General features: G+C 64.6%; 20 protein-coding genes. 9 read left to right on the plus strand and 11 right to left on the minus strand.

Going from position 1 to position 15,810, the window contains the following annotated elements; all coding sequences use genetic code 11:
- Nucleotides 1-4 precede the first annotated feature (4 nt).
- The 4 genes from ABDB87_RS07515 to ABDB87_RS07530 all read right to left on the minus strand — a co-directional run bounded on the left by ABDB87_RS07515 (nucleotide 5) and on the right by ABDB87_RS07530 (nucleotide 2,922).
- On the minus strand, nucleotides 5-394 hold the full coding sequence (locus tag ABDB87_RS07515) for a YchJ family protein (RefSeq protein WP_345925580.1): 390 nt from the start codon (nucleotides 392-394) through the stop codon (nucleotides 5-7).
- 43 nt (nucleotides 395-437) lie between these two features.
- On the minus strand, nucleotides 438-983 hold the full coding sequence (locus ABDB87_RS07520; RefSeq protein ID WP_345925581.1) for a DUF2628 domain-containing protein: 546 nt from the start codon (nucleotides 981-983) through the stop codon (nucleotides 438-440).
- A gap of 123 nt (nucleotides 984-1,106) precedes the next feature.
- On the minus strand, nucleotides 1,107-2,606 hold the full coding sequence (locus ABDB87_RS07525; RefSeq protein ID WP_345925583.1) for a YifB family Mg chelatase-like AAA ATPase: 1,500 nt from the start codon (nucleotides 2,604-2,606) through the stop codon (nucleotides 1,107-1,109).
- A gap of 52 nt (nucleotides 2,607-2,658) precedes the next feature.
- A complete protein-coding gene (locus ABDB87_RS07530; protein WP_345925585.1) occupies nucleotides 2,659-2,922 on the minus strand; it encodes an accessory factor UbiK family protein in 264 nt (87 codons plus the stop codon).
- Nucleotides 2,923-3,218: 296 nt separating this feature from the next.
- Between ABDB87_RS07530 and ABDB87_RS07535 the strand changes: the two genes are divergently transcribed.
- From ABDB87_RS07535 to ABDB87_RS07555, 5 genes are all read left to right on the plus strand, one after another.
- Entirely contained in the window at nucleotides 3,219-3,905 is a 687-nt protein-coding gene (locus ABDB87_RS07535; RefSeq protein WP_345925587.1) for a TorF family putative porin, read from the plus strand.
- Nucleotides 3,906-3,959: 54 nt separating this feature from the next.
- A complete protein-coding gene (gene glnK / locus ABDB87_RS07540; RefSeq protein WP_345925589.1) occupies nucleotides 3,960-4,298 on the plus strand; it encodes a P-II family nitrogen regulator in 339 nt (112 codons plus the stop codon).
- A gap of 20 nt (nucleotides 4,299-4,318) precedes the next feature.
- Entirely contained in the window at nucleotides 4,319-5,818 is a 1,500-nt protein-coding gene (gene amt, locus ABDB87_RS07545; RefSeq protein WP_345925591.1) for an ammonium transporter, read from the plus strand.
- Between the two features lie 174 nt (nucleotides 5,819-5,992).
- Nucleotides 5,993-7,642: a hypothetical protein gene (locus ABDB87_RS07550; protein WP_345925593.1), complete on the plus strand. Its 1,650-nt coding sequence runs from the start codon at nucleotides 5,993-5,995 to the stop codon at nucleotides 7,640-7,642.
- A gap of 93 nt (nucleotides 7,643-7,735) precedes the next feature.
- Nucleotides 7,736-8,251 carry a lipocalin family protein gene (locus tag ABDB87_RS07555; protein WP_345925595.1) on the plus strand — a complete coding sequence of 172 codons (516 nt, stop codon included), beginning with the start codon at nucleotides 7,736-7,738 and terminating at the stop codon, nucleotides 8,249-8,251.
- 75 nt (nucleotides 8,252-8,326) lie between these two features.
- Here the strand turns inward: ABDB87_RS07555 and purU are convergent, their stop codons facing one another.
- The 4 genes from purU to ABDB87_RS07575 form a co-directional block, all read right to left on the minus strand.
- Nucleotides 8,327-9,190, minus strand: a complete 864-nt coding sequence (purU, locus tag ABDB87_RS07560; RefSeq protein ID WP_345925597.1) for a formyltetrahydrofolate deformylase — start codon at nucleotides 9,188-9,190, stop codon at nucleotides 8,327-8,329.
- 5 nt (nucleotides 9,191-9,195) lie between these two features.
- Nucleotides 9,196-9,558 (minus strand): 5-carboxymethyl-2-hydroxymuconate Delta-isomerase, encoded by a 363-nt coding sequence (locus ABDB87_RS07565; protein ID WP_345925598.1) that lies wholly within the window; start codon nucleotides 9,556-9,558, stop codon nucleotides 9,196-9,198.
- A gap of 5 nt (nucleotides 9,559-9,563) precedes the next feature.
- The gene (thrH, locus tag ABDB87_RS07570) at nucleotides 9,564-10,184 is read right to left on the minus strand and encodes a bifunctional phosphoserine phosphatase/homoserine phosphotransferase ThrH (RefSeq protein ID WP_345925599.1); all 621 of its coding nucleotides are present in this window, start codon (nucleotides 10,182-10,184) and stop codon (nucleotides 9,564-9,566) included.
- Between the two features lie 73 nt (nucleotides 10,185-10,257).
- A complete protein-coding gene (locus tag ABDB87_RS07575) occupies nucleotides 10,258-10,734 on the minus strand; it encodes a hypothetical protein (RefSeq protein WP_345925601.1) in 477 nt (158 codons plus the stop codon).
- A gap of 67 nt (nucleotides 10,735-10,801) precedes the next feature.
- Between ABDB87_RS07575 and ABDB87_RS07580 the strand changes: the two genes are divergently transcribed.
- Entirely contained in the window at nucleotides 10,802-10,984 is a 183-nt protein-coding gene (locus ABDB87_RS07580) for an oxidoreductase-like domain-containing protein (protein ID WP_345925603.1), read from the plus strand.
- Here ABDB87_RS07580 and murB read toward each other — a convergent pair.
- The 3 genes from murB to ABDB87_RS07595 are packed head-to-tail and all read right to left on the minus strand — an operon-like array spanning nucleotide 10,975 to nucleotide 12,447.
- Complete coding sequence (gene murB, locus ABDB87_RS07585) at nucleotides 10,975-11,997, minus strand: UDP-N-acetylmuramate dehydrogenase (RefSeq protein ID WP_345925605.1); 1,023 nt, start codon at nucleotides 11,995-11,997, stop codon at nucleotides 10,975-10,977. The genes ABDB87_RS07580 and murB overlap by 10 nt on opposite strands.
- A 24-nt stretch (nucleotides 11,998-12,021) precedes the next feature.
- Nucleotides 12,022-12,195, minus strand: coding sequence for a hypothetical protein (locus tag ABDB87_RS07590; RefSeq protein ID WP_345925607.1), 174 nt, complete (start codon nucleotides 12,193-12,195; stop codon nucleotides 12,022-12,024).
- Nucleotides 12,196-12,231: 36 nt separating this feature from the next.
- Nucleotides 12,232-12,447 carry a hypothetical protein gene (locus ABDB87_RS07595; RefSeq protein WP_345925609.1) on the minus strand — a complete coding sequence of 72 codons (216 nt, stop codon included), beginning with the start codon at nucleotides 12,445-12,447 and terminating at the stop codon, nucleotides 12,232-12,234.
- Between the two features lie 97 nt (nucleotides 12,448-12,544).
- Between ABDB87_RS07595 and ABDB87_RS07600 the strand changes: the two genes are divergently transcribed.
- The 3 genes from ABDB87_RS07600 (at nucleotide 12,545) to ABDB87_RS07610 (ending at nucleotide 15,625) form a co-directional block, all read left to right on the plus strand.
- The gene (locus ABDB87_RS07600) at nucleotides 12,545-13,444 is read left to right on the plus strand and encodes a recombination-associated protein RdgC (RefSeq protein ID WP_345926066.1); all 900 of its coding nucleotides are present in this window, start codon (nucleotides 12,545-12,547) and stop codon (nucleotides 13,442-13,444) included.
- 234 nt (nucleotides 13,445-13,678) lie between these two features.
- Nucleotides 13,679-14,164: a nucleoside 2-deoxyribosyltransferase gene (locus ABDB87_RS07605; protein ID WP_345925611.1), complete on the plus strand. Its 486-nt coding sequence runs from the start codon at nucleotides 13,679-13,681 to the stop codon at nucleotides 14,162-14,164.
- 396 nt (nucleotides 14,165-14,560) lie between these two features.
- Complete coding sequence (locus tag ABDB87_RS07610; protein WP_345925613.1) at nucleotides 14,561-15,625, plus strand: OmpA family protein; 1,065 nt, start codon at nucleotides 14,561-14,563, stop codon at nucleotides 15,623-15,625.
- The last annotated feature ends 185 nt before the right edge of the window (nucleotides 15,626-15,810 follow it).

Here is a 15,810-nt window from a genome sequence, read left to right on the forward strand (position 1 = left end):
GGCTTCAGGCGAGATCGCCGTCGAGGTAATACCAGCGGCCGTCTTCCTTCACGAAGCGGCTGGTCTCTTCCAGACGTTCCGCGCGTCCGCTCACCCGGCAGCGGGCAATGAAATGCACGGTGCCGCGGGTTTCGTCCTGCAGCGCGCTGGCCACGACCTTCAGGCCGATCCATTTCGGTTGCGGAGGCGTGCTCACATCAAGCGTGGCGGGGCGTGTCGAAGCATGCCAGGTGGCTTGCAGATAGTCGCCCAGCCCCAGCGCAAAGGCGCTGTAACGCGAGCGCATCAGCGCTTCGGGCGTCGGTGCGGCGGCGCCGGCATGATAGCGGCCGCAGCAGTCTGCAAGGGGGCCCGGCAGGCCGCAGGGACAGGGCACATGGCGTGGAGACATCATGATGGACCGGATGGCGGGGCGCCAGTGTAGCGCCTTGCCGGGCTCAGGGCAGGGCGGCCGGCTCGGCGAGCACCACCACGATCGCGACCAGCACGGCCACCAGCAGCATCACGAAACCCATCGCGTGGCACAGGCTCGTGCCGCCCTTGTGGATCAGCTCCGCATCGACGGCCGCCGGTGCGCTGCCGCTGCCGGTGATGAGCCGCACGCTGCTGTCGACGTGGTATCTGTAAAGACGATCGCCTGAAACGCCGAAACCGATGGCCATCAGCAGATAGATGGCGGCGGTGATGCTGGCCGGTACGCTCGCGATCTGCTCCAGCGAGGTCTCGAACATCACGAAGCCCAGCAGCGCGGCGCAGGGCACGGGCATCTTGCGGTAGGCAAGCCAGCCCGGCCCGAAGCAGAAGGCTGCCCAGTTCCAGGAAAAACCCTTGCTGCGCAGGGCTTCCCAGCGTGCCTGATAGGCCGGAAAGCTGCTGCCGACGAATTGCGCGCGGGCACGATCCGCGGCATCGAGCGGCCGGACGGGCTGCGCATCGGCAAGAGCGCGGGAAGGGGCGGGCATGCAGGACAGGGCTTCGGACATGGCGGGCTCGGAGCGTGCGTTAACGACAGCATTCTTGCGCTTCGCTGTTAGGGCTGTCAGTGATTTTCGGCGCAGAAAGTCGTCGAAACACGACGAACGCAAGCTGAATTCGTCGATTCCGGCTTATTTGCCGGTTGGAAGTCCGCGTCGGTACTGCACCGCCTCCGCCACATGGCTGCTCCGGATGACCTCTTCCTGCGCGAGGTCGGCGATGCTGCGCGCCACTCGCAGGGTGCGGTGATACGCCCGTGCCGACAGGCCCATGCGCTCCATCGCCTGGCGCAGCAGCGCGGCCGCACGGTCGTCGAGCGGGCAGTGGGTGTCGATCTCGCCGGCAGCAAGATGGGCGTTGGCCTTGCCCTGGCGTGCATGCTGGCGGGCGTGCGCGGCCATCACGCGCTCACGCACGGCGGCCGAGGCTTCACCCGTCGGCGCGTCCTGAAGCTCCGCAATCGTCGGGGCCGGAATTTCCATGCTGAGATCGATGCGGTCGAGCAGCGGCCCCGAGAGCTTGCCGCGATAGCGTGCGACCTGGTCGGGCGTGCATCGGCAGGGACGGGAGGGATGGCCCAGATAGCCGCAGGGACAGGGATTCATCGCTGCCACGAACTGGAAGCGGGCCGGAAATTCTGCGCGGCTGGTGGCGCGCGAGATGGTGATCTGACCGGTTTCGAGCGGTTCGCGAAGCGCTTCGAGCACGCGGCGGTCGAACTCCGGCAGCTCGTCCAGGAAAAGCACGCCATGATGCGAGAGGCTGATCTCGCCGGGCCGCGGCACCATGCCGCCGCCGACCAGTGCGGGCGCCGAAGCCGAGTGATGCGGATTGCGGAAGGGGCGGCTGCGGAAGCGAGCCGGATCGAAGCGACCCTCGAGGGACTGGACGGCTGCGGTTTCGAGCGCTTCGACTTCCGTCAGCGGTGGCAGCAGCCCGGGCAGGCGGCTGGCCAGCATGGACTTTCCGGTGCCCGGCGGGCCGTAGAGCAGCAGGGAGTGCAGTCCGCAGGCCGCGACTTCGAGCAGGCGCCGGGCAGGCAGTTGCCCGCGTACGTCCATCAGGTCAGGGTAGGCCGGCAGGCTGCCCAGCGCCGCACCTTGATGGGGCGTCAGCGCACGCTGACCGTTGAAATGGGCGGCCACTTCCAGCAGGTTGCGTGCCGGCAGGATGGTGAGCCCCTTGACCAGCGCCGCCTCGGCTGCGTTGTCGTGCGGCAGGATCAGTGTGCGACCGGCCTGTGCGGCACGCCAGGCCATCGCGAGCGCGCCGCGAACCGGACGCAGTTCGCCGGAGAGCGAGAGTTCGCCGGCCATTTCATGGTCCGCCAGGCCCGCAGTCCGGATCTGGTCGGAGGCGGCGAGAATGCCCAGGGCGATCGGCAGATCGAAGCGCCCGGATTCCTTGGGCAGGTCGGCCGGCGCCAGGTTGACCGTGACACGACGTTGCGGGAATTCGAACTGGCAGGTCAGCAGGGCGGCTCGCACCCTGTCTCGCGCTTCCTTGACTTCGGTGTCCGGCAGACCGACCAGTGAAATGGACGGAAGGCCGCCGGCGAGATGCACTTCGACGGTCACTTCCGGGGCGTCCATGCCGGCGAGGGCACGGCTTTTGATCATTGCGAGTGTCATGCGCGGAGTCTAGGGAAGCCCTCCCTTCATGACACGGCAATGCCCGTGGGTATCACTCCGGCAGCGTCGGGGCGGGCTTGCCTTCCAGACCGGCGATGCGCTTTTCGAGTGCATCGATGCGACTCAGGGCGTTTTCCAGCAGGGCTTTCTGGACTTCGAATTCTTCACGGGTGACGAGGTCGAGTTTCGAAAATCCGGCGCTGAGCATGGCTTTGGCATTCTTCTCGAAATCTTTGGCCGGCCCGCTCTGCATGAGCTCGTTCATCTTGTTGCCGAATTCTTCGAACATCTTGGCGGGGGTGCTGGAATCGATCATGAGGCTGCTCCAAAGGTTGGCGGGCGGTGTGCCCGACTTGGCTTGAGTTTAGTGGTATTTCCTTATTTCTGGGCTTCTCCGACCCCTTCAGAGTCGCATGCACCACCTTGACGCATCGTGTCGGTGCAGAGCCGTCAAACCTGCGCGATATCTGTGCCTCGATGCGCCCGGCATCCTTCGCCCGGGCACCTCAGGCGCTTCATTTCATGTGGGTTACAAGCATCTGGCACGATTCAAGCTAGTAGGGCTCGCACCACCTTGTGGGCATCACCATAAAAATCAAGGAGCGATCTGAAATGCGTCTGTCCATCGTTGCTGCAAGCCTGCTGTCCGTGTTTGCCACCCTGCCGACCCACGCTGCCGATGCGCCGGCTTCTCCCCATACCTTCACCGGCAATTTCAATTTCACCAACAACTACATGTATCGCGGTCTGACCCAGACCGACGACAAGCCCGCGCTCCAGGGCGGTTTCGATTATTCCCACGCCAGCGGCGTCTATGCCGGCACCTGGGCCAGCAACATCAGCTGGCTGGATGCCTCCGGCAAGAGCAGCATGGAATGGGACGTGTACGGCGGCTACAAGTTCAACGCCGGTCCGGTGGCCTTCGACGTGGGCGCGCTGCAGTACATCTATCCCGGTGCCAAGGTGGATGGCGTGACCAGCGCGGACACCACCGAACTCTATGCCGCAGCAACCTGGATGGGCCTGACCGCCAAGTACTCGCATGCGGTGACCAATCTGTTCGGCGTCGAGGATTCCAAGGGCAGCTACTACCCCGAGCTGAACTACTCGGCCGAGCTGGGCGCGGGCTTTACCGCGTCGGCGCACGTCGGCCGCCAGCACATCGAGAAGGGCACTTCCTACAACGACTGGAAACTCGGTGTCACCAAGGAAGTACTGGGTCTGACCGTCGGCGCGTTTTACGTGGATACCGACATCAGCAAGCCGCGCGCCGTCTTCACGGTCGGCAAGTCGTTCTGATTTCCAAACCGGGGCGCGTCGCGCAAGCGGCGCTCCTGAATCGAGGAGCAATCCATGAAATTCGTATCAGCCATCATCAAGCCCTTCAAGCTCGACGAAGTCCGTGAAGCGCTGTCCGCGATCGGCGTGCAGGGCATCACCGTGACCGAGGTGAAGGGTTTCGGCCGTCAGAAGGGCCACACCGAGCTGTACCGTGGCGCCGAGTACGTGGTCGATTTCCTGCCCAAGGTCAAGGTCGAAGTCGCGATTGACGACGCCCTCCTCGATCAGGTGATCGAAGCCATCGAGAAGGCCGCCAACACCGGCAAGATCGGCGACGGCAAGATTTTCGTGTTCGACCTGCAGCAAGCCATCCGCATCCGCACCGGTGAAACCGGCGCTGAAGCACTCTGATCCACAAGGGAGTCAAGTAAATGAAGAAATTCCTTGCCATTGCATTGACGGTTTTCTCCGTCATGCTTTCCGGCGCTGCAGGAGCCCAAGAGGCTGCCAGCGCCCCGGTGGCCACCGAGGCTTCCGCTGCTGCGCCTGCCCCGGCGCCCGCTGCTGCAGCGACTGCTGCACCGGCTGCCGAAGCGTCCGCGCCGGCCGCTGCAGCACCGACCCCGAACAAGGGTGACAATGCCTGGCTGCTGATTTCGGCTGCGCTGGTCATCATGATGTCGATTCCCGGCCTCGCGCTGTTCTACGGCGGCCTGGTGCGCACCAAGAACGCCCTGTCCGTGCTGATCCAGGTCTTCGTGGTGTTCGCGTTGATCACGGTGCTGTGGGTGGTCTATGGCTACTCGCTGGCTTTCACCGAGGGCAATGCCTTCATCGGCAGCTTCAGCAAGCTCTTCCTCGCCGGTGTAACGCCTGATTCGGCTGCCGCGACCTTCTCGAAGGGGGTCGTGGTCAGCGAGCTGATCTACGTGGCCTTCCAGGGCGCTTTCGCCGCGATCACCGTGGCCCTGATCCTCGGTGCCTTTGCGGAACGCATGAAGTTCAGCGCCGTGCTGGTCTTCTCCGTCTTGTGGTTCACCTTCTCCTATCTGCCGGTCTGCCACATGGTCTGGTACTGGGCGGGTCCGGATGCCTACACCACCGCAGCTGCGGCTGAAGCGGCCGGTGCAACGGCGGGTCAGATCTTCCAGTGGGGCGGCCTCGACTTCGCAGGCGGCACCGTGGTGCACATCAACGCTGCCGTGGCCGGTCTGGTCGGCGCCTTCATGGTGGGCAAGCGCATCGGTTTCGGCAAGGAAGCCATGGCGCCTCACAGCCTGACGATGACGATGATCGGCGCTTCCCTGCTGTGGGTGGGCTGGTTCGGTTTCAACGCCGGCTCCGCACTGGAAGCCAACGGTTCCGCTGGTCTGGCTTTCGTGAATACCTGGGTCGCGACAGCCGCCGCCACCATGTCCTGGCTGATTGCCGAATGGATGATCAAGGGCAAGCCCTCGATGCTGGGTGCTGCATCCGGCGCCGTGGCAGGTCTGGTTGCCGTGACGCCTGCTGCCGGCTTCGTCGGCGTGGGTGGTGCGCTGGTCCTCGGCCTGCTGGCTGGCGTGATCTGCTTGTGGGGCGTGAATGGCCTCAAGCGTCTGCTGGGTGCTGACGACGCGCTGGACGTGTTCGGTGTCCACGGCGTGGGAGGTATCCTCGGCGCGCTGCTGACCGGTGTGTTCGCTTCGCCCTCGCTGGGTGGTGTCGGCATCTATGACTACGTGGCCAACGGTGTCGCACCCGACTACTCGATCGCTGGCCAGGTCTGGATCCAGGCCAAGGCCGTGCTGCTGACCATCGTCTGGTCGGGCGTGGTGGCCGTGGTGGCCTACAAGCTGGTTGATATGTTCATCGGCCTGCGTGTGCCGGAAGACGAAGAGCGCGAAGGTCTGGACGTTACCAGCCACGGCGAATCGGCTTACCACTACTGAGCATGAGAAGAGCCTGCCTCCGGGCGGGCTCCTGACGGCGGGCGCCTTGCGGCGCCCGTTTTTTTTTGCGCTATCGGAAAGATTGCGCGTAATTGCTCAAGTGAATCGTGCCCATGTCGTAAGCTAGCGGGAGCCGGAGATTGCGCCGGAATACCGTTTCAGGATTTTTTGCCCATGAATGCCATGCTTGAATACATCCGTCAGTACGCCGACACCATCCTTGACCGATATCGCGACCCCTATCACGGCACGCCGCTGTTCTTTGACGGGATGAATACGCTGACCGGTGATCCGGTGAAGTGGCGGAACATGGAAGGCACCGACTGGGAGCCGTCGAACATCGCTTCGCAGCAAAACCTCTTTCGCACCCTGGCGGGGCTGTCCGCACTCACCGGTGAGAGCCGGTACAAGGATGCGGCCAAGGCGGCCATCAAGTGGCATTTCGACCATGCGGATTCCTCGGGTCTGCTGACCTGGGGCGGCCACTGCTTCCTCGATCTGAAGACGCTCGACACCGTGGGCCCCGAGGGCAAGAACAAGGTGCACGAGATCAAGCATCACTATCCGTTCTACGAGTTGATGTTCGAGGTTGATCCGCAGGCAACCGCGCGGCTCATCAAGGCCGAGTGGAACTGCCACATCGACAACTGGGAAACGCTCGAGCTCACGCGGCACGGCAGCTACGGCCGCCCGCTGCAGGAAAAGGGTTTCTGGGACAAACCCATGCACCGCGATCTGGAAATCCTGCGCGAAGCCAAGGGCCTGTCCTTCGTGAATATCGGCAATGACCTGATCTATTCCGCCGGCCTGCTGGGCCAGACGGTGCCGGGCGAAGAGCGTGCGCTGGAATGGGCCGAATTCATGGCCTGGCAATATGTGCGCACGCGTTACCCGGCAACCGGTCTGGGCTGCTACCAGTTCAACCGTCCGGTCAAGCGCGAAGAGGCGCCGACCGACGAGAATCATCCGCAATTCACCTACTCCTTCTACGGCGATCGCGCCGAGCGCCAGTTCGGCCCGGAATACGGCGAAGTGGCCAAGGAGGCCTGGGTGCTGTTCAAGATGGACCCGGACGCCATGAACGGCCCCGAGGGCATCTACGGTGATTCCACGCTCGCCCAGCTCACGCTCGCCCGCCAGCTCGGCGATAAGGGGGAAACGCTGAAGAAGTGGGCGGTCGATGGCCTTGAAGCCTGGCTGCACTACGCCTATGTGCCGGAGACCAACGAGATCAAGCCGATGTTTGCCGATGGCAAGGATCTGACCGGTCAGGTCTTCCAGCGTCGCGGCTTCTATGGCCGCAAGGGCTGGACCTTCGAGCGCAAGCCGATCAACACCATCGTCTTCCTCTCCACCGTGACGGCCTGGGCCATGACCGGCCGCGAGTCGCTCTGGCAGCATGTGGTCGCGATGGCAAAGAATTTCGGCCTGGGCGAATGGAATCCGGCGGACCCCAAGGCGCCCGGCGATCGGCTGACGGCCAGCAAGGCCGACGCGATCCTGCTTTTCGCCGTGCTCGAAGTGGCGCGAGCGACCGGTGTGTCCGCCTATCTCGAGCTGGCGAAGAGCATCGGCGAGCGGATCATGGAGCAACACGCCCATCGCGGCATGTTCCTGCCGAGCGACAAGCACATCTACTGCCGCTTCGACGATACCGACGCGCTGGCTCTGCTCACCCTGATTGCGACCGAACGCGGCTGCCCCGAGCTCGTGCCCGGTTTCCGTTCGCAGGGCGGCTACATTCACGGCGACATCCAGATCGAGGATGGCAGCAAGAAGAACATCATGGACATCAAGGACATCTACCCGCTCACGATGGCCTGAGTCGGCGTTCTGTCCCCTCAAGGGGCCGGTTTCCAGCAGGAGGCCGGCCCTTTTCACATCTTCACGCCGGCCCCTGGCCGCAAGGAGCATCGCATGAAGCATCTGATCGGAACCCTGCTCGCCGCCATGTGGCTGGCGGGCTGCACCAGCCTGCCGCCGCAGGTCCAGCCGGTGCGCGGCTTCGAGCTGTCGCGCTATCTCGGCACCTGGTATGAAGTGGCCCGGCTGGATCACGGCTTCGAGCGCGGGCTCGACCGCGTCAGCGCCGAGTACAGCCTGCGCGAAGATGGTGGCGTGCGCGTGCTCAATCGCGGTTATGACACGGCCAACGCGCGCTGGAAGGAGGCGGAGGGCCGTGCCTATCCGGTGGGGGCGCCGGATGTGGGCCACCTCAAGGTGAGCTTCTTCGGGCCTTTCTATGGCGCCTACGGCATCTTCGAGCTCGATCCGGATTACCGCTACGCGCTCGTCAGCGGGCCGGACGTGTCCTATCTCTGGCTGCTCTCGCGCACGCCGAAGATCGACGAGGCGACGCGCCAGCGGCTGCTCGATCGCGCGGCGGCACTGGGTTTTGACACCCGCCGGCTGATTTTCCCCGCCCAGCCCTGAGCGCTCTGCCAGACATGAAAAACCCCGCCGGGCGAATGCCGGACGGGGTCTGGAAAGGCTCGCGGGCGAGGCGCGTCAGCGGAACACGACGGTCTTGTTGCCGTGCACCAGCACGCGGTCTTCGAGGTGGTAGCGCAGGCCGCGGGCCAGCACCGCCTTCTCGATGTCCTTGCCATAGCGGACCATGTCGTCGACTGAATCCGAGTGGTCGATGCGGATCACGTCCTGCTCGATGATCGGGCCCTGGTCCAGCTCTTCGGTGACGTAGTGGCAGGTCGCACCGATGAGTTTCACCCCGCGTGCGTGGGCCTGATGGTAGGGCTTGGCGCCGACGAAGCTCGGCAGGAAGCTGTGGTGGATGTTGATGATCCGGCCCGGGTAGTCGCGGCACATGTCGGGCGGAATGATCTGCATGTAGCGCGCCAGCACCATCACGTCGCCGCGCACTTCTTCATAGATGCGGCGCACTTCGGCGTAGGCCGCGGGCTTGTTGTCGGCGGTCACCGGCACATGGTGGAAGGGAATGCCGTGCCATTCGACGAGGCCACGGAAGGTGTCATGGTTGGAGATCACGCAGGGGATCTCGATATCGAGCTCCTTGCTCTGCCAGCGCGAGAGCAGGTCGTAGAGGCAGTGTTCCTGCTTGCTGACCATCAGCACCACGCGCTTCTTCACCGCGCTGTCGTTGATCTTCCAGTCGTCCATGCCCAGCTCGTCGGCCAGCGGCCGGAAGCGCTCGCGGAACTCGGCCAGCAGATAGGGAATGGAATCCGCACGGATCTCGATGCGCAGGAAGTAGCGCTGCTGCTCGTGATCGGTGTGCATGTTGGATTCGAAGATCCAGCCGCCGTGCTCGGCGATGAAGCCGGTGATGCGGGCGACGATGCCGGCCCGGTCGGGGCAGGAGCCTGTCAGCGTGTAGAAGCGTTGCGTGTGCATGGCGGTCAATTCGGGATGATGGCTTTCGAGTAGGCGCCGCGATCCATGTCGAGTGCCTCGGCAGTGATCTGCACCGGTTGGGCGGTATTGTCGATCACGCAGGAGCGCAGCGCGGCAACCAGCCCTTCGGTGATGGCACGCTTGACCGGCTGACTGCGGCCGTCGAGCAGATGCAGGCGGGCATGCAGGAAGCTGCCGGGCGCTGCATCGCCGACGAGAAAATCGTCGAAGCGGATCGCGCGGCTCTTGATGTGGTCCGGCACGAACTCACCGGAGGCTAGCAGCACGGTGTTCATGCGGTGCAGGGCCTGGGCCGGATCGAAGTCCGGCAACAGGTTGGCGGTGTATTCGAGGACGAGATGCGGCATCGTGTTCAGGCTGCCTGGATGATGCGTGCCGCCGCCCGGTCGATTTCGGCGCGAAGGTCGGCATAGCTGCGCACGACCGGATACTGCGGGAACTCGCGCACCACATTCTCGGGCGGGTGCATCAGGATGCCGGCGTCTGCCGCGCCGAGCATGGCGGTGTCGTTGTAGCTGTCACCGGCGGCGATGACCTTGAAGTTCAGGCGCTTGAAGGCTTCCACCGCATGGCGCTTCTGATCCGGCATGCGCAGGTGGTAATTCACCAGCATGCCGTTCGCGTCGGCTTCGAGGCCGTGGCAGAAGAGGGTCGGCTGGCCCATCTGCGCCATCAGCGGGCGGGCGAATTCATAGAAGGTGTCCGACAGGATCACGACCTGGTAATCCAGCCGCAGGGCGTCGAGAAACGCCTTGCAGCCTTCCATCGGACCCATCTCGCCGATGACTTTCTGGATGTCCGGCAGGCCCAGCTTGTGTTCGCGCAGGATGGCGAGCCGATACTGCATGAGCTTGTCGTAGTCCGGCTCGTCACGTGTCGTGCGGCGCAGTTCGGGGATGCCGGTGCGTTCGGCGAACGCGATCCAGATTTCGGGAACCAGCACGCCTTCCATGTCGAGACAAACGATCTGCACGATGAACCTTCACGAGAATTGTCGGAAACCCGGCATTGTACCCTTGCCGCCCGTGCAGACGGTCTGCGGGCGCTCAATTCACGGCCGGACAGCCGCAGTGCCCCCAGCCGCGCAGTTCGGTGCGCTGCCGGCCTGACCAGCGCAGCACGATCATGTTCGAGTACTCGGTGCCGTTGCAGGTCTTTGCCTTCGGCGAGCAGGTTTTCGTGACCTGGCTGGCGGTTTCCACGGCCCAGCGGGAGTAGGAGAACATCAGCGCCATCCGGTCACCGGGCCGGGGCGGTTCGTGCTGGGCGGGGAAATACTTCTCGTCGTAGAGGCGCAGCTTGCGCAGGCCGCCTTCTGCCTCACGGATGTAGGCGTACTGCTTTTCCTCTTCCCAGCTCCAGACGAGCAGGGGCTCGCCGCGCCGGGTGCCGAAGCTGCAGCCGCAACCGGCGGGAATGTCACGGGCGGCGAGGGGCTGCAGTGCCGGCATGGCGTCTGCCGCCAGGGCCGGCAGGCTCGCCGAGAGGCCCAGCAGGGCGGGAAGAAGGATCCGGATGTTCATGGCGTCTCCGCTGATTCGGGTTCGGCCACATTCTATGGCCGGCAGGATGCCGGGTTAAGATCGCGGCATGGATGAGAACGCAGAAGACCCGCGCCCGCTGCCGCCGCGGGAGCCCGGTCCCTTCGACTGTTGCGGCAACGAATGTGGTGAGGCCTGCGTGTGGACAATCTATCGGCAGCTGCAGCGCCGCCATGAACGCGAGCTGGACGCCTGGCTGCTGCGCCAGCTCGACGCCGACGATCAGGGCTGAACGGGCTCGATCTCCAGCCGTACACCGAATTTGTCGAGCACATCGGCCTGAACGGTTTCGGCGAGCTTCTGCACATCGAGCCGGGTGGCACCCCCCCGGTTGACCATCACCAGCGCCTGCCCTTCGAACATGCCGACCGGGCCGAGGTCACGCCCCTTCCAGCCTGCCTGCTCGATCAGCCAGCCCGCGGCGAGTTTCATGCTGCCATCGAACTGGCGATGCGCCGGAATCGCCGGAAAGCGCGCCAGCAGCGCGTCATGCAGGCTCGCGCTGACCACCGGGTTCTTGAAGAAGCTGCCGGCATTGCCGATTTTTTCCGGGTCCGGCAGCTTGCGCAGGCGGATCGCGATGATGGCGTCGGAGACGTCCAGCGGCGTCGGATCGATGATGCCGCGGGCCGCCAGCTCCTTGGCCACATCCAGGTAGCGTGTCAGCGGCGTCCAGCGCTTGGGCAGCCGGAAAGTCACTGCGGTGATCGCGAAGCGGCCCGCGCCTTCATGCTTGAAGAGGCTGTCGCGGTAGCCGAAGCGGCAGGCGTCGAAATCCATCGTGACCCGCGCCCCGCTGCGCAGATCGACCGTCTCGAGCATCAGCATGCGCTCGCACATCTCGAGGCCGTAGGCGCCGATGTTCTGCACCGGGGCGGCGCCCACCGTGCCCGGAATCAGCGAGAGGTTTTCCAGACCCGGCCAGCCCATGTCCAGCGTCCAGCGCACGAAGTCGTGCCAGTTCTCGCCGGCGCCGGCGCGCACGAAATGATGGTCGTCGTCGCTGCCGATCAGCTCGCGGCCACGGATCGAGATCTTCAGTACGATGTCATCGAGCTCGGCGGGCAGCAGCAGATTGCTGCCTCCGCCGAGGATCAGTGGCGAGCGGCTGCCGAATTCGCCGGCCCGCGCCAGCTCGGAGAGCTGTGCCGGCGTGATGATCTCGGCATAACGCCTGGCGACGCAGGGCAGGCCGAAGGTGTTGTACCGGTCGAGCGGAACGTCTTGCTGGAAGGTGACGGACATGAAGGTGCGGGAAACGGGTTTTGTTCAGCACACGGCGGTGCGCTGGACAAAACCCGCTTCATCGCGGCCACGACGCAGGAGCTGGCGCAGCGCGCGCTTGTCTGCCTGGCGGTTCGCCTTGCCGGATTTTCCGTGCGCACCGGCGCCGGATCGGCGTGCCATCGCGGGCACCACCGGATTGCGGGGTTTGTTCTGCATGGGAGTTCCTTTCAAAAGGCCCGTTACCGGGTCGGGTCATTGGGCGGCGGCGTCCAGCTCCTTGCGCTGCGCGTCAGCCTGCTGGGTGGCGGCGTCGATCCGGGTCTGCACCTGCTTGAGGGTTTCCTGGCCCTGGCGGATCTCTTCAGCCTTGCCCTTGCCGGCCGCGGCAGCCGTCACGGCGGTTTCCGACACGCCGCAGCCGGCAAGCCAGCCCACCAGCATGCAGGATACACAAATCGTCCATTTCATGATCGCGCACTCCTTGAGGGGATGAATGACCGCAGGCAAGCAAGGCAAGGCGGCAACACGTATCATCGCGCCTTTCGTTTCATTCCGGGTTTCTGCCATGTGGTTCCGTAACGTTCAACTCTACCGCCTGCCCGAACAGTGGGACATGACCGCTGATCGCCTGTCCGAACAACTCGAACGTCTCCAGTTCCAGCCTTGCGGCAGCCAGGATCTGGCCAGCTCCGGCTGGGCGCCGGTCGTCAACGAGTCGCTGGTGCACAGCGTCGGTGGTCAGTGGCTGATCGCACTGGGTGTCGAGCAGCGCTTGTTGCCGGCCTCCGTCGTCAAGCAGGTCTGCGATGACCGCGCCGAGGAAATCGAGGCCCAGCAGGGCTTCAAGCCCGGCCGCAAGCAGCTCAAGGAGCTCAAGGAAGCGGTGACCCAGGAGCTCCTGCCGCGCGCCTTCACGCGTCGCCGCAAGGCCTATGCCTGGATCGACCCGAAGAACGGCTGGCTCGCGATCGACGCCTCCAGCCGCAGCGCTGCCGAACCTTTCGTGGAAGCCCTGCACAAGGCGCTCGACGAACTGCCGCTCAAGCTGCTCAACACCGAACGCGGCCCGGCCGCGGCGATGACCGACTGGCTGGCCGGCGGCGAAGCGCCTGCAGGTTTCACCATCGATCAGGATTGCGAACTGCGCGCCGTGACCGACGAAGCCAGCGCCGTGCGCTATGTGCGGCACAGCCTCGAAGGCGAGGAAATCCGCGAGCACATCGCGGCCGGCAAGCAGGTCAGCAAGCTGGCGCTGACCTTCGACGACCGCATCAGCTTCATCCTGACCGACAAGTTCGAAATCAAGCGGGTGCAGCCGCTCGATACGCTCAACACCAAGGAAGAAGGCGACGCGAAAACCCGCGAAGAGCAGTTCGACGCCGACCTCATGCTGATGAGCCTCGAACTCGGCAAGCTCTTCCCGGCGCTGCTCGACGCGCTGGGCGGGGAAGTGAAGACGATCTGAGCGCCTGCAGCACAGGACTCGGTCACGAGGACTGAGTGCCGAGTGAAGTCAGCGCCGGCTGTGCCGGCGCAATAGCACCCGAAACTTGACGGTCCGGCTCGCCAGACCATCATTTTGCGGTCCTCAGTCCTCAGTCCTCAGTCCTCAGTCCTCAGTCCTCAGTCCTCAGTCCTCAGTCCTCAGTCCTCAGTCCTCAGTCCTCAGTCCTCAGTCCTCAGTCCTCAGCGAAGCGAAATGAAAGCCTATCTCGCAGGCCCCGATGTATTCCGGCCCGACGCGCTCGCCTGGGCGGCGGAGGCACGTGCGCTGTGCGCGGCCTTCGGGGTCGAGGCGCTGGTGCCGCTGGATAGCGTGCTGACCCGTGCCGACGAGATCTATCGGCACAACCTTGCGCTGATCGCGCAGGCTGATGTGGTGCTGGCCAATCTTGATTCCTTCCGTGGCGCAGAGCCGGATTCCGGCACCTGCTTCGAGGCGGGCTATGCGGTGGCGCTCGGCAAGCGGGTGATCGGTTACACCACCGAACCCGCCGACAGCCACTCGCGCCTGCGCGCCTGGCAGGGGCAGGCGCCCGAACTCGTCGAGGGCGTGCTGCGCGATCGGGACGGCTGGCTGGTGGAAAACTTCGGCCACCCGGCCAACCTCATGCTGGCCGAGTCCGCCGCTGCCATCGTGGCGGGCGGCCTCGAGGCCGCCTTGCGCCGGCTCACCGCCGGCTGAGCCATCCGGCCTGCCGTGCAGGCCTGTCGACACCTTCAGCAACAGAATCCGTCTTGCGCGGCGGAGCAGGCCTGCCGGGCCTGATCGACCAGGCGACTCTGCGGCCGTCTCCGACGCGGCTCCCTGCACGGCCTGCTTCCCGTCACGCCTGCTGTGCGGGGGCTTTCCGCCGGTATTCGCACGGTGTGCCGACCCTGGCCGACATGGCCGCGGGACGAGCGTCATGCCCATGGCATTACATGAAACTTCATGCCAAAGGCATTGTGTGGGCGTGGCAGAGGGGCGATGAGCGCTGTGCCGGTCTGGCCTGAAACAGTCTGCAACACGAGCGTTTCCGGGCGGGTGTTAAGGTGCGCTTCCCCCGAAATACACAAGTCTGACTGACAAGAGGTGATCATGAAGCAAGGCAACAAGATCAAGGCCATCGCGGCATCTGTCTTCGCACTCGGCATGTTCGGCACCGTCGCCGCCCAGGCGCAGGAAGTCAAGCAAGCCCAGCCCTCCTACAACCCTTCGTTCTACCTTGCTCCGGCAGCGAACTGGACCTATCCGTCCGACAGGTTCCAGGAACCGAAGAACGGTCATGGCGCTACGCTGCGCATCGGCAAGCCGATCTCCGACTCCTGGGATCTGCAACTGGGCACGACCTATTCGCATGCGTATGACAGCAGCTCGAACTACCGCCAGAACACGCTCGGTCTCGACGCACTGTACATGTTCTCGCGCAGCAGCTTCCGTCCCTTCCTGCTCGTCGGCGGCGGTGCGCAATATGACAAGATCAAGCGCGATGAGCTGGCCGAAGCCGGCACCTCGCCCTACGTCAATGCCGGTGTCGGCTTCCAGTATCAGCTGACCGACACCCTGGGCCTGCAGGCCGACTACCGTGTGGCCCACGCCTATGTGAAGCCGCGCGGTTTCGGCTTCAGCCGTGCCAACACCAAGCAGCTCAATGTGGGTCTGGTCTGGGCGTTCAGCAAGCCTGAAGCCGCTCCCGCACCGCTGCCTGCAGCGCCCGCTCCGGTGGCCGAAGCTTCCGCTCCCGCGCCCGTCGTCGCGCCGGTGGTGGCGCCGGCTCCGCGTGTCGAACGCCAGACCCTGTCGGCCAACGAACTGTTCGGCTTCAACAGCGCCGTGCTGCGTGCCGACCAGCCGAAGCTGGACCAGATTGCCGAGGGCATGAAGGCTGACCAGAACAGCAGCAAGGCCAACATCTACGGCTACACCGATCGCCTGGGTTCGGATCGCTACAACACGAAGCTCTCGCAGGCGCGTGCCGATGCGGTCAAGGCTTACCTGGCCGGCAAGGGCGTGCCCGCTGAACGCCTCAACGCCGTGGGCAAGGGCAAGGCCAACCCGGTCGTGACCTGCACGCAGAAGGCACGCCCGGCACTCATCAAGTGTCTGGAGCCGAACCGTCGCGTCGAGATCGAAGAGATCGTGGTCGAGCGCCGCGTGAACTGATCCGCGCTGCATCTCGCGCCAGTGAAAGCCAGCCTTCGGGCTGGCTTTTTGCGTCTGGCCGCACGGCCTTGTCCTACACGCAGCTGCGCTGCCTGCTGATCCGGCGGACCCCTGGCCTTCACTAGAGTGCATTCATCGGTACCCGTCCTGCCTCGCGGCACGCCGCGCGCCGCAGGACTTCACCG

The sequence above is a fragment of the Uliginosibacterium paludis genome (genome assembly GCF_039631355.1).
GTDB classification, from domain to species: Bacteria; Pseudomonadota; Gammaproteobacteria; order Burkholderiales; family Rhodocyclaceae; genus Uliginosibacterium; species Uliginosibacterium paludis.

Coding starts and splice junctions, on each gene's coding strand:
- ABDB87_RS07535 (WP_345925587.1), top strand. CDS start 3,219: ATGCGTCTGTCCATCGTTGCTGCAAGCCTGCTGTCCGTGTTTGCCACC.
- ABDB87_RS07610 (WP_345925613.1), top strand. CDS start 14,561: ATGAAGCAAGGCAACAAGATCAAGGCCATCGCGGCATCTGTCTTCGCA.
- ABDB87_RS07595 (WP_345925609.1), bottom strand. CDS start 12,447: ATGAAATGGACGATTTGTGTATCCTGCATGCTGGTGGGCTGGCTTGCC.
- murB (WP_345925605.1), bottom strand. CDS start 11,997: ATGTCCGTCACCTTCCAGCAAGACGTTCCGCTCGACCGGTACAACACC.
- ABDB87_RS07550 (WP_345925593.1), top strand. CDS start 5,993: ATGAATGCCATGCTTGAATACATCCGTCAGTACGCCGACACCATCCTT.
- ABDB87_RS07605 (WP_345925611.1), top strand. CDS start 13,679: ATGAAAGCCTATCTCGCAGGCCCCGATGTATTCCGGCCCGACGCGCTC.
- ABDB87_RS07520 (WP_345925581.1), bottom strand. CDS start 983: ATGTCCGAAGCCCTGTCCTGCATGCCCGCCCCTTCCCGCGCTCTTGCC.
- purU (WP_345925597.1), bottom strand. CDS start 9,190: ATGCACACGCAACGCTTCTACACGCTGACAGGCTCCTGCCCCGACCGG.
- glnK (WP_345925589.1), top strand. CDS start 3,960: ATGAAATTCGTATCAGCCATCATCAAGCCCTTCAAGCTCGACGAAGTC.
- ABDB87_RS07555 (WP_345925595.1), top strand. CDS start 7,736: ATGAAGCATCTGATCGGAACCCTGCTCGCCGCCATGTGGCTGGCGGGC.
- ABDB87_RS07530 (WP_345925585.1), bottom strand. CDS start 2,922: ATGATCGATTCCAGCACCCCCGCCAAGATGTTCGAAGAATTCGGCAAC.
- ABDB87_RS07515 (WP_345925580.1), bottom strand. CDS start 394: ATGATGTCTCCACGCCATGTGCCCTGTCCCTGCGGCCTGCCGGGCCCC.
- ABDB87_RS07575 (WP_345925601.1), bottom strand. CDS start 10,734: ATGAACATCCGGATCCTTCTTCCCGCCCTGCTGGGCCTCTCGGCGAGC.
- ABDB87_RS07600 (WP_345926066.1), top strand. CDS start 12,545: ATGTGGTTCCGTAACGTTCAACTCTACCGCCTGCCCGAACAGTGGGAC.
- amt (WP_345925591.1), top strand. CDS start 4,319: ATGAAGAAATTCCTTGCCATTGCATTGACGGTTTTCTCCGTCATGCTT.
- ABDB87_RS07590 (WP_345925607.1), bottom strand. CDS start 12,195: ATGCAGAACAAACCCCGCAATCCGGTGGTGCCCGCGATGGCACGCCGA.
- ABDB87_RS07580 (WP_345925603.1), top strand. CDS start 10,802: ATGGATGAGAACGCAGAAGACCCGCGCCCGCTGCCGCCGCGGGAGCCC.
- ABDB87_RS07525 (WP_345925583.1), bottom strand. CDS start 2,606: ATGACACTCGCAATGATCAAAAGCCGTGCCCTCGCCGGCATGGACGCC.
- ABDB87_RS07565 (WP_345925598.1), bottom strand. CDS start 9,558: ATGCCGCATCTCGTCCTCGAATACACCGCCAACCTGTTGCCGGACTTC.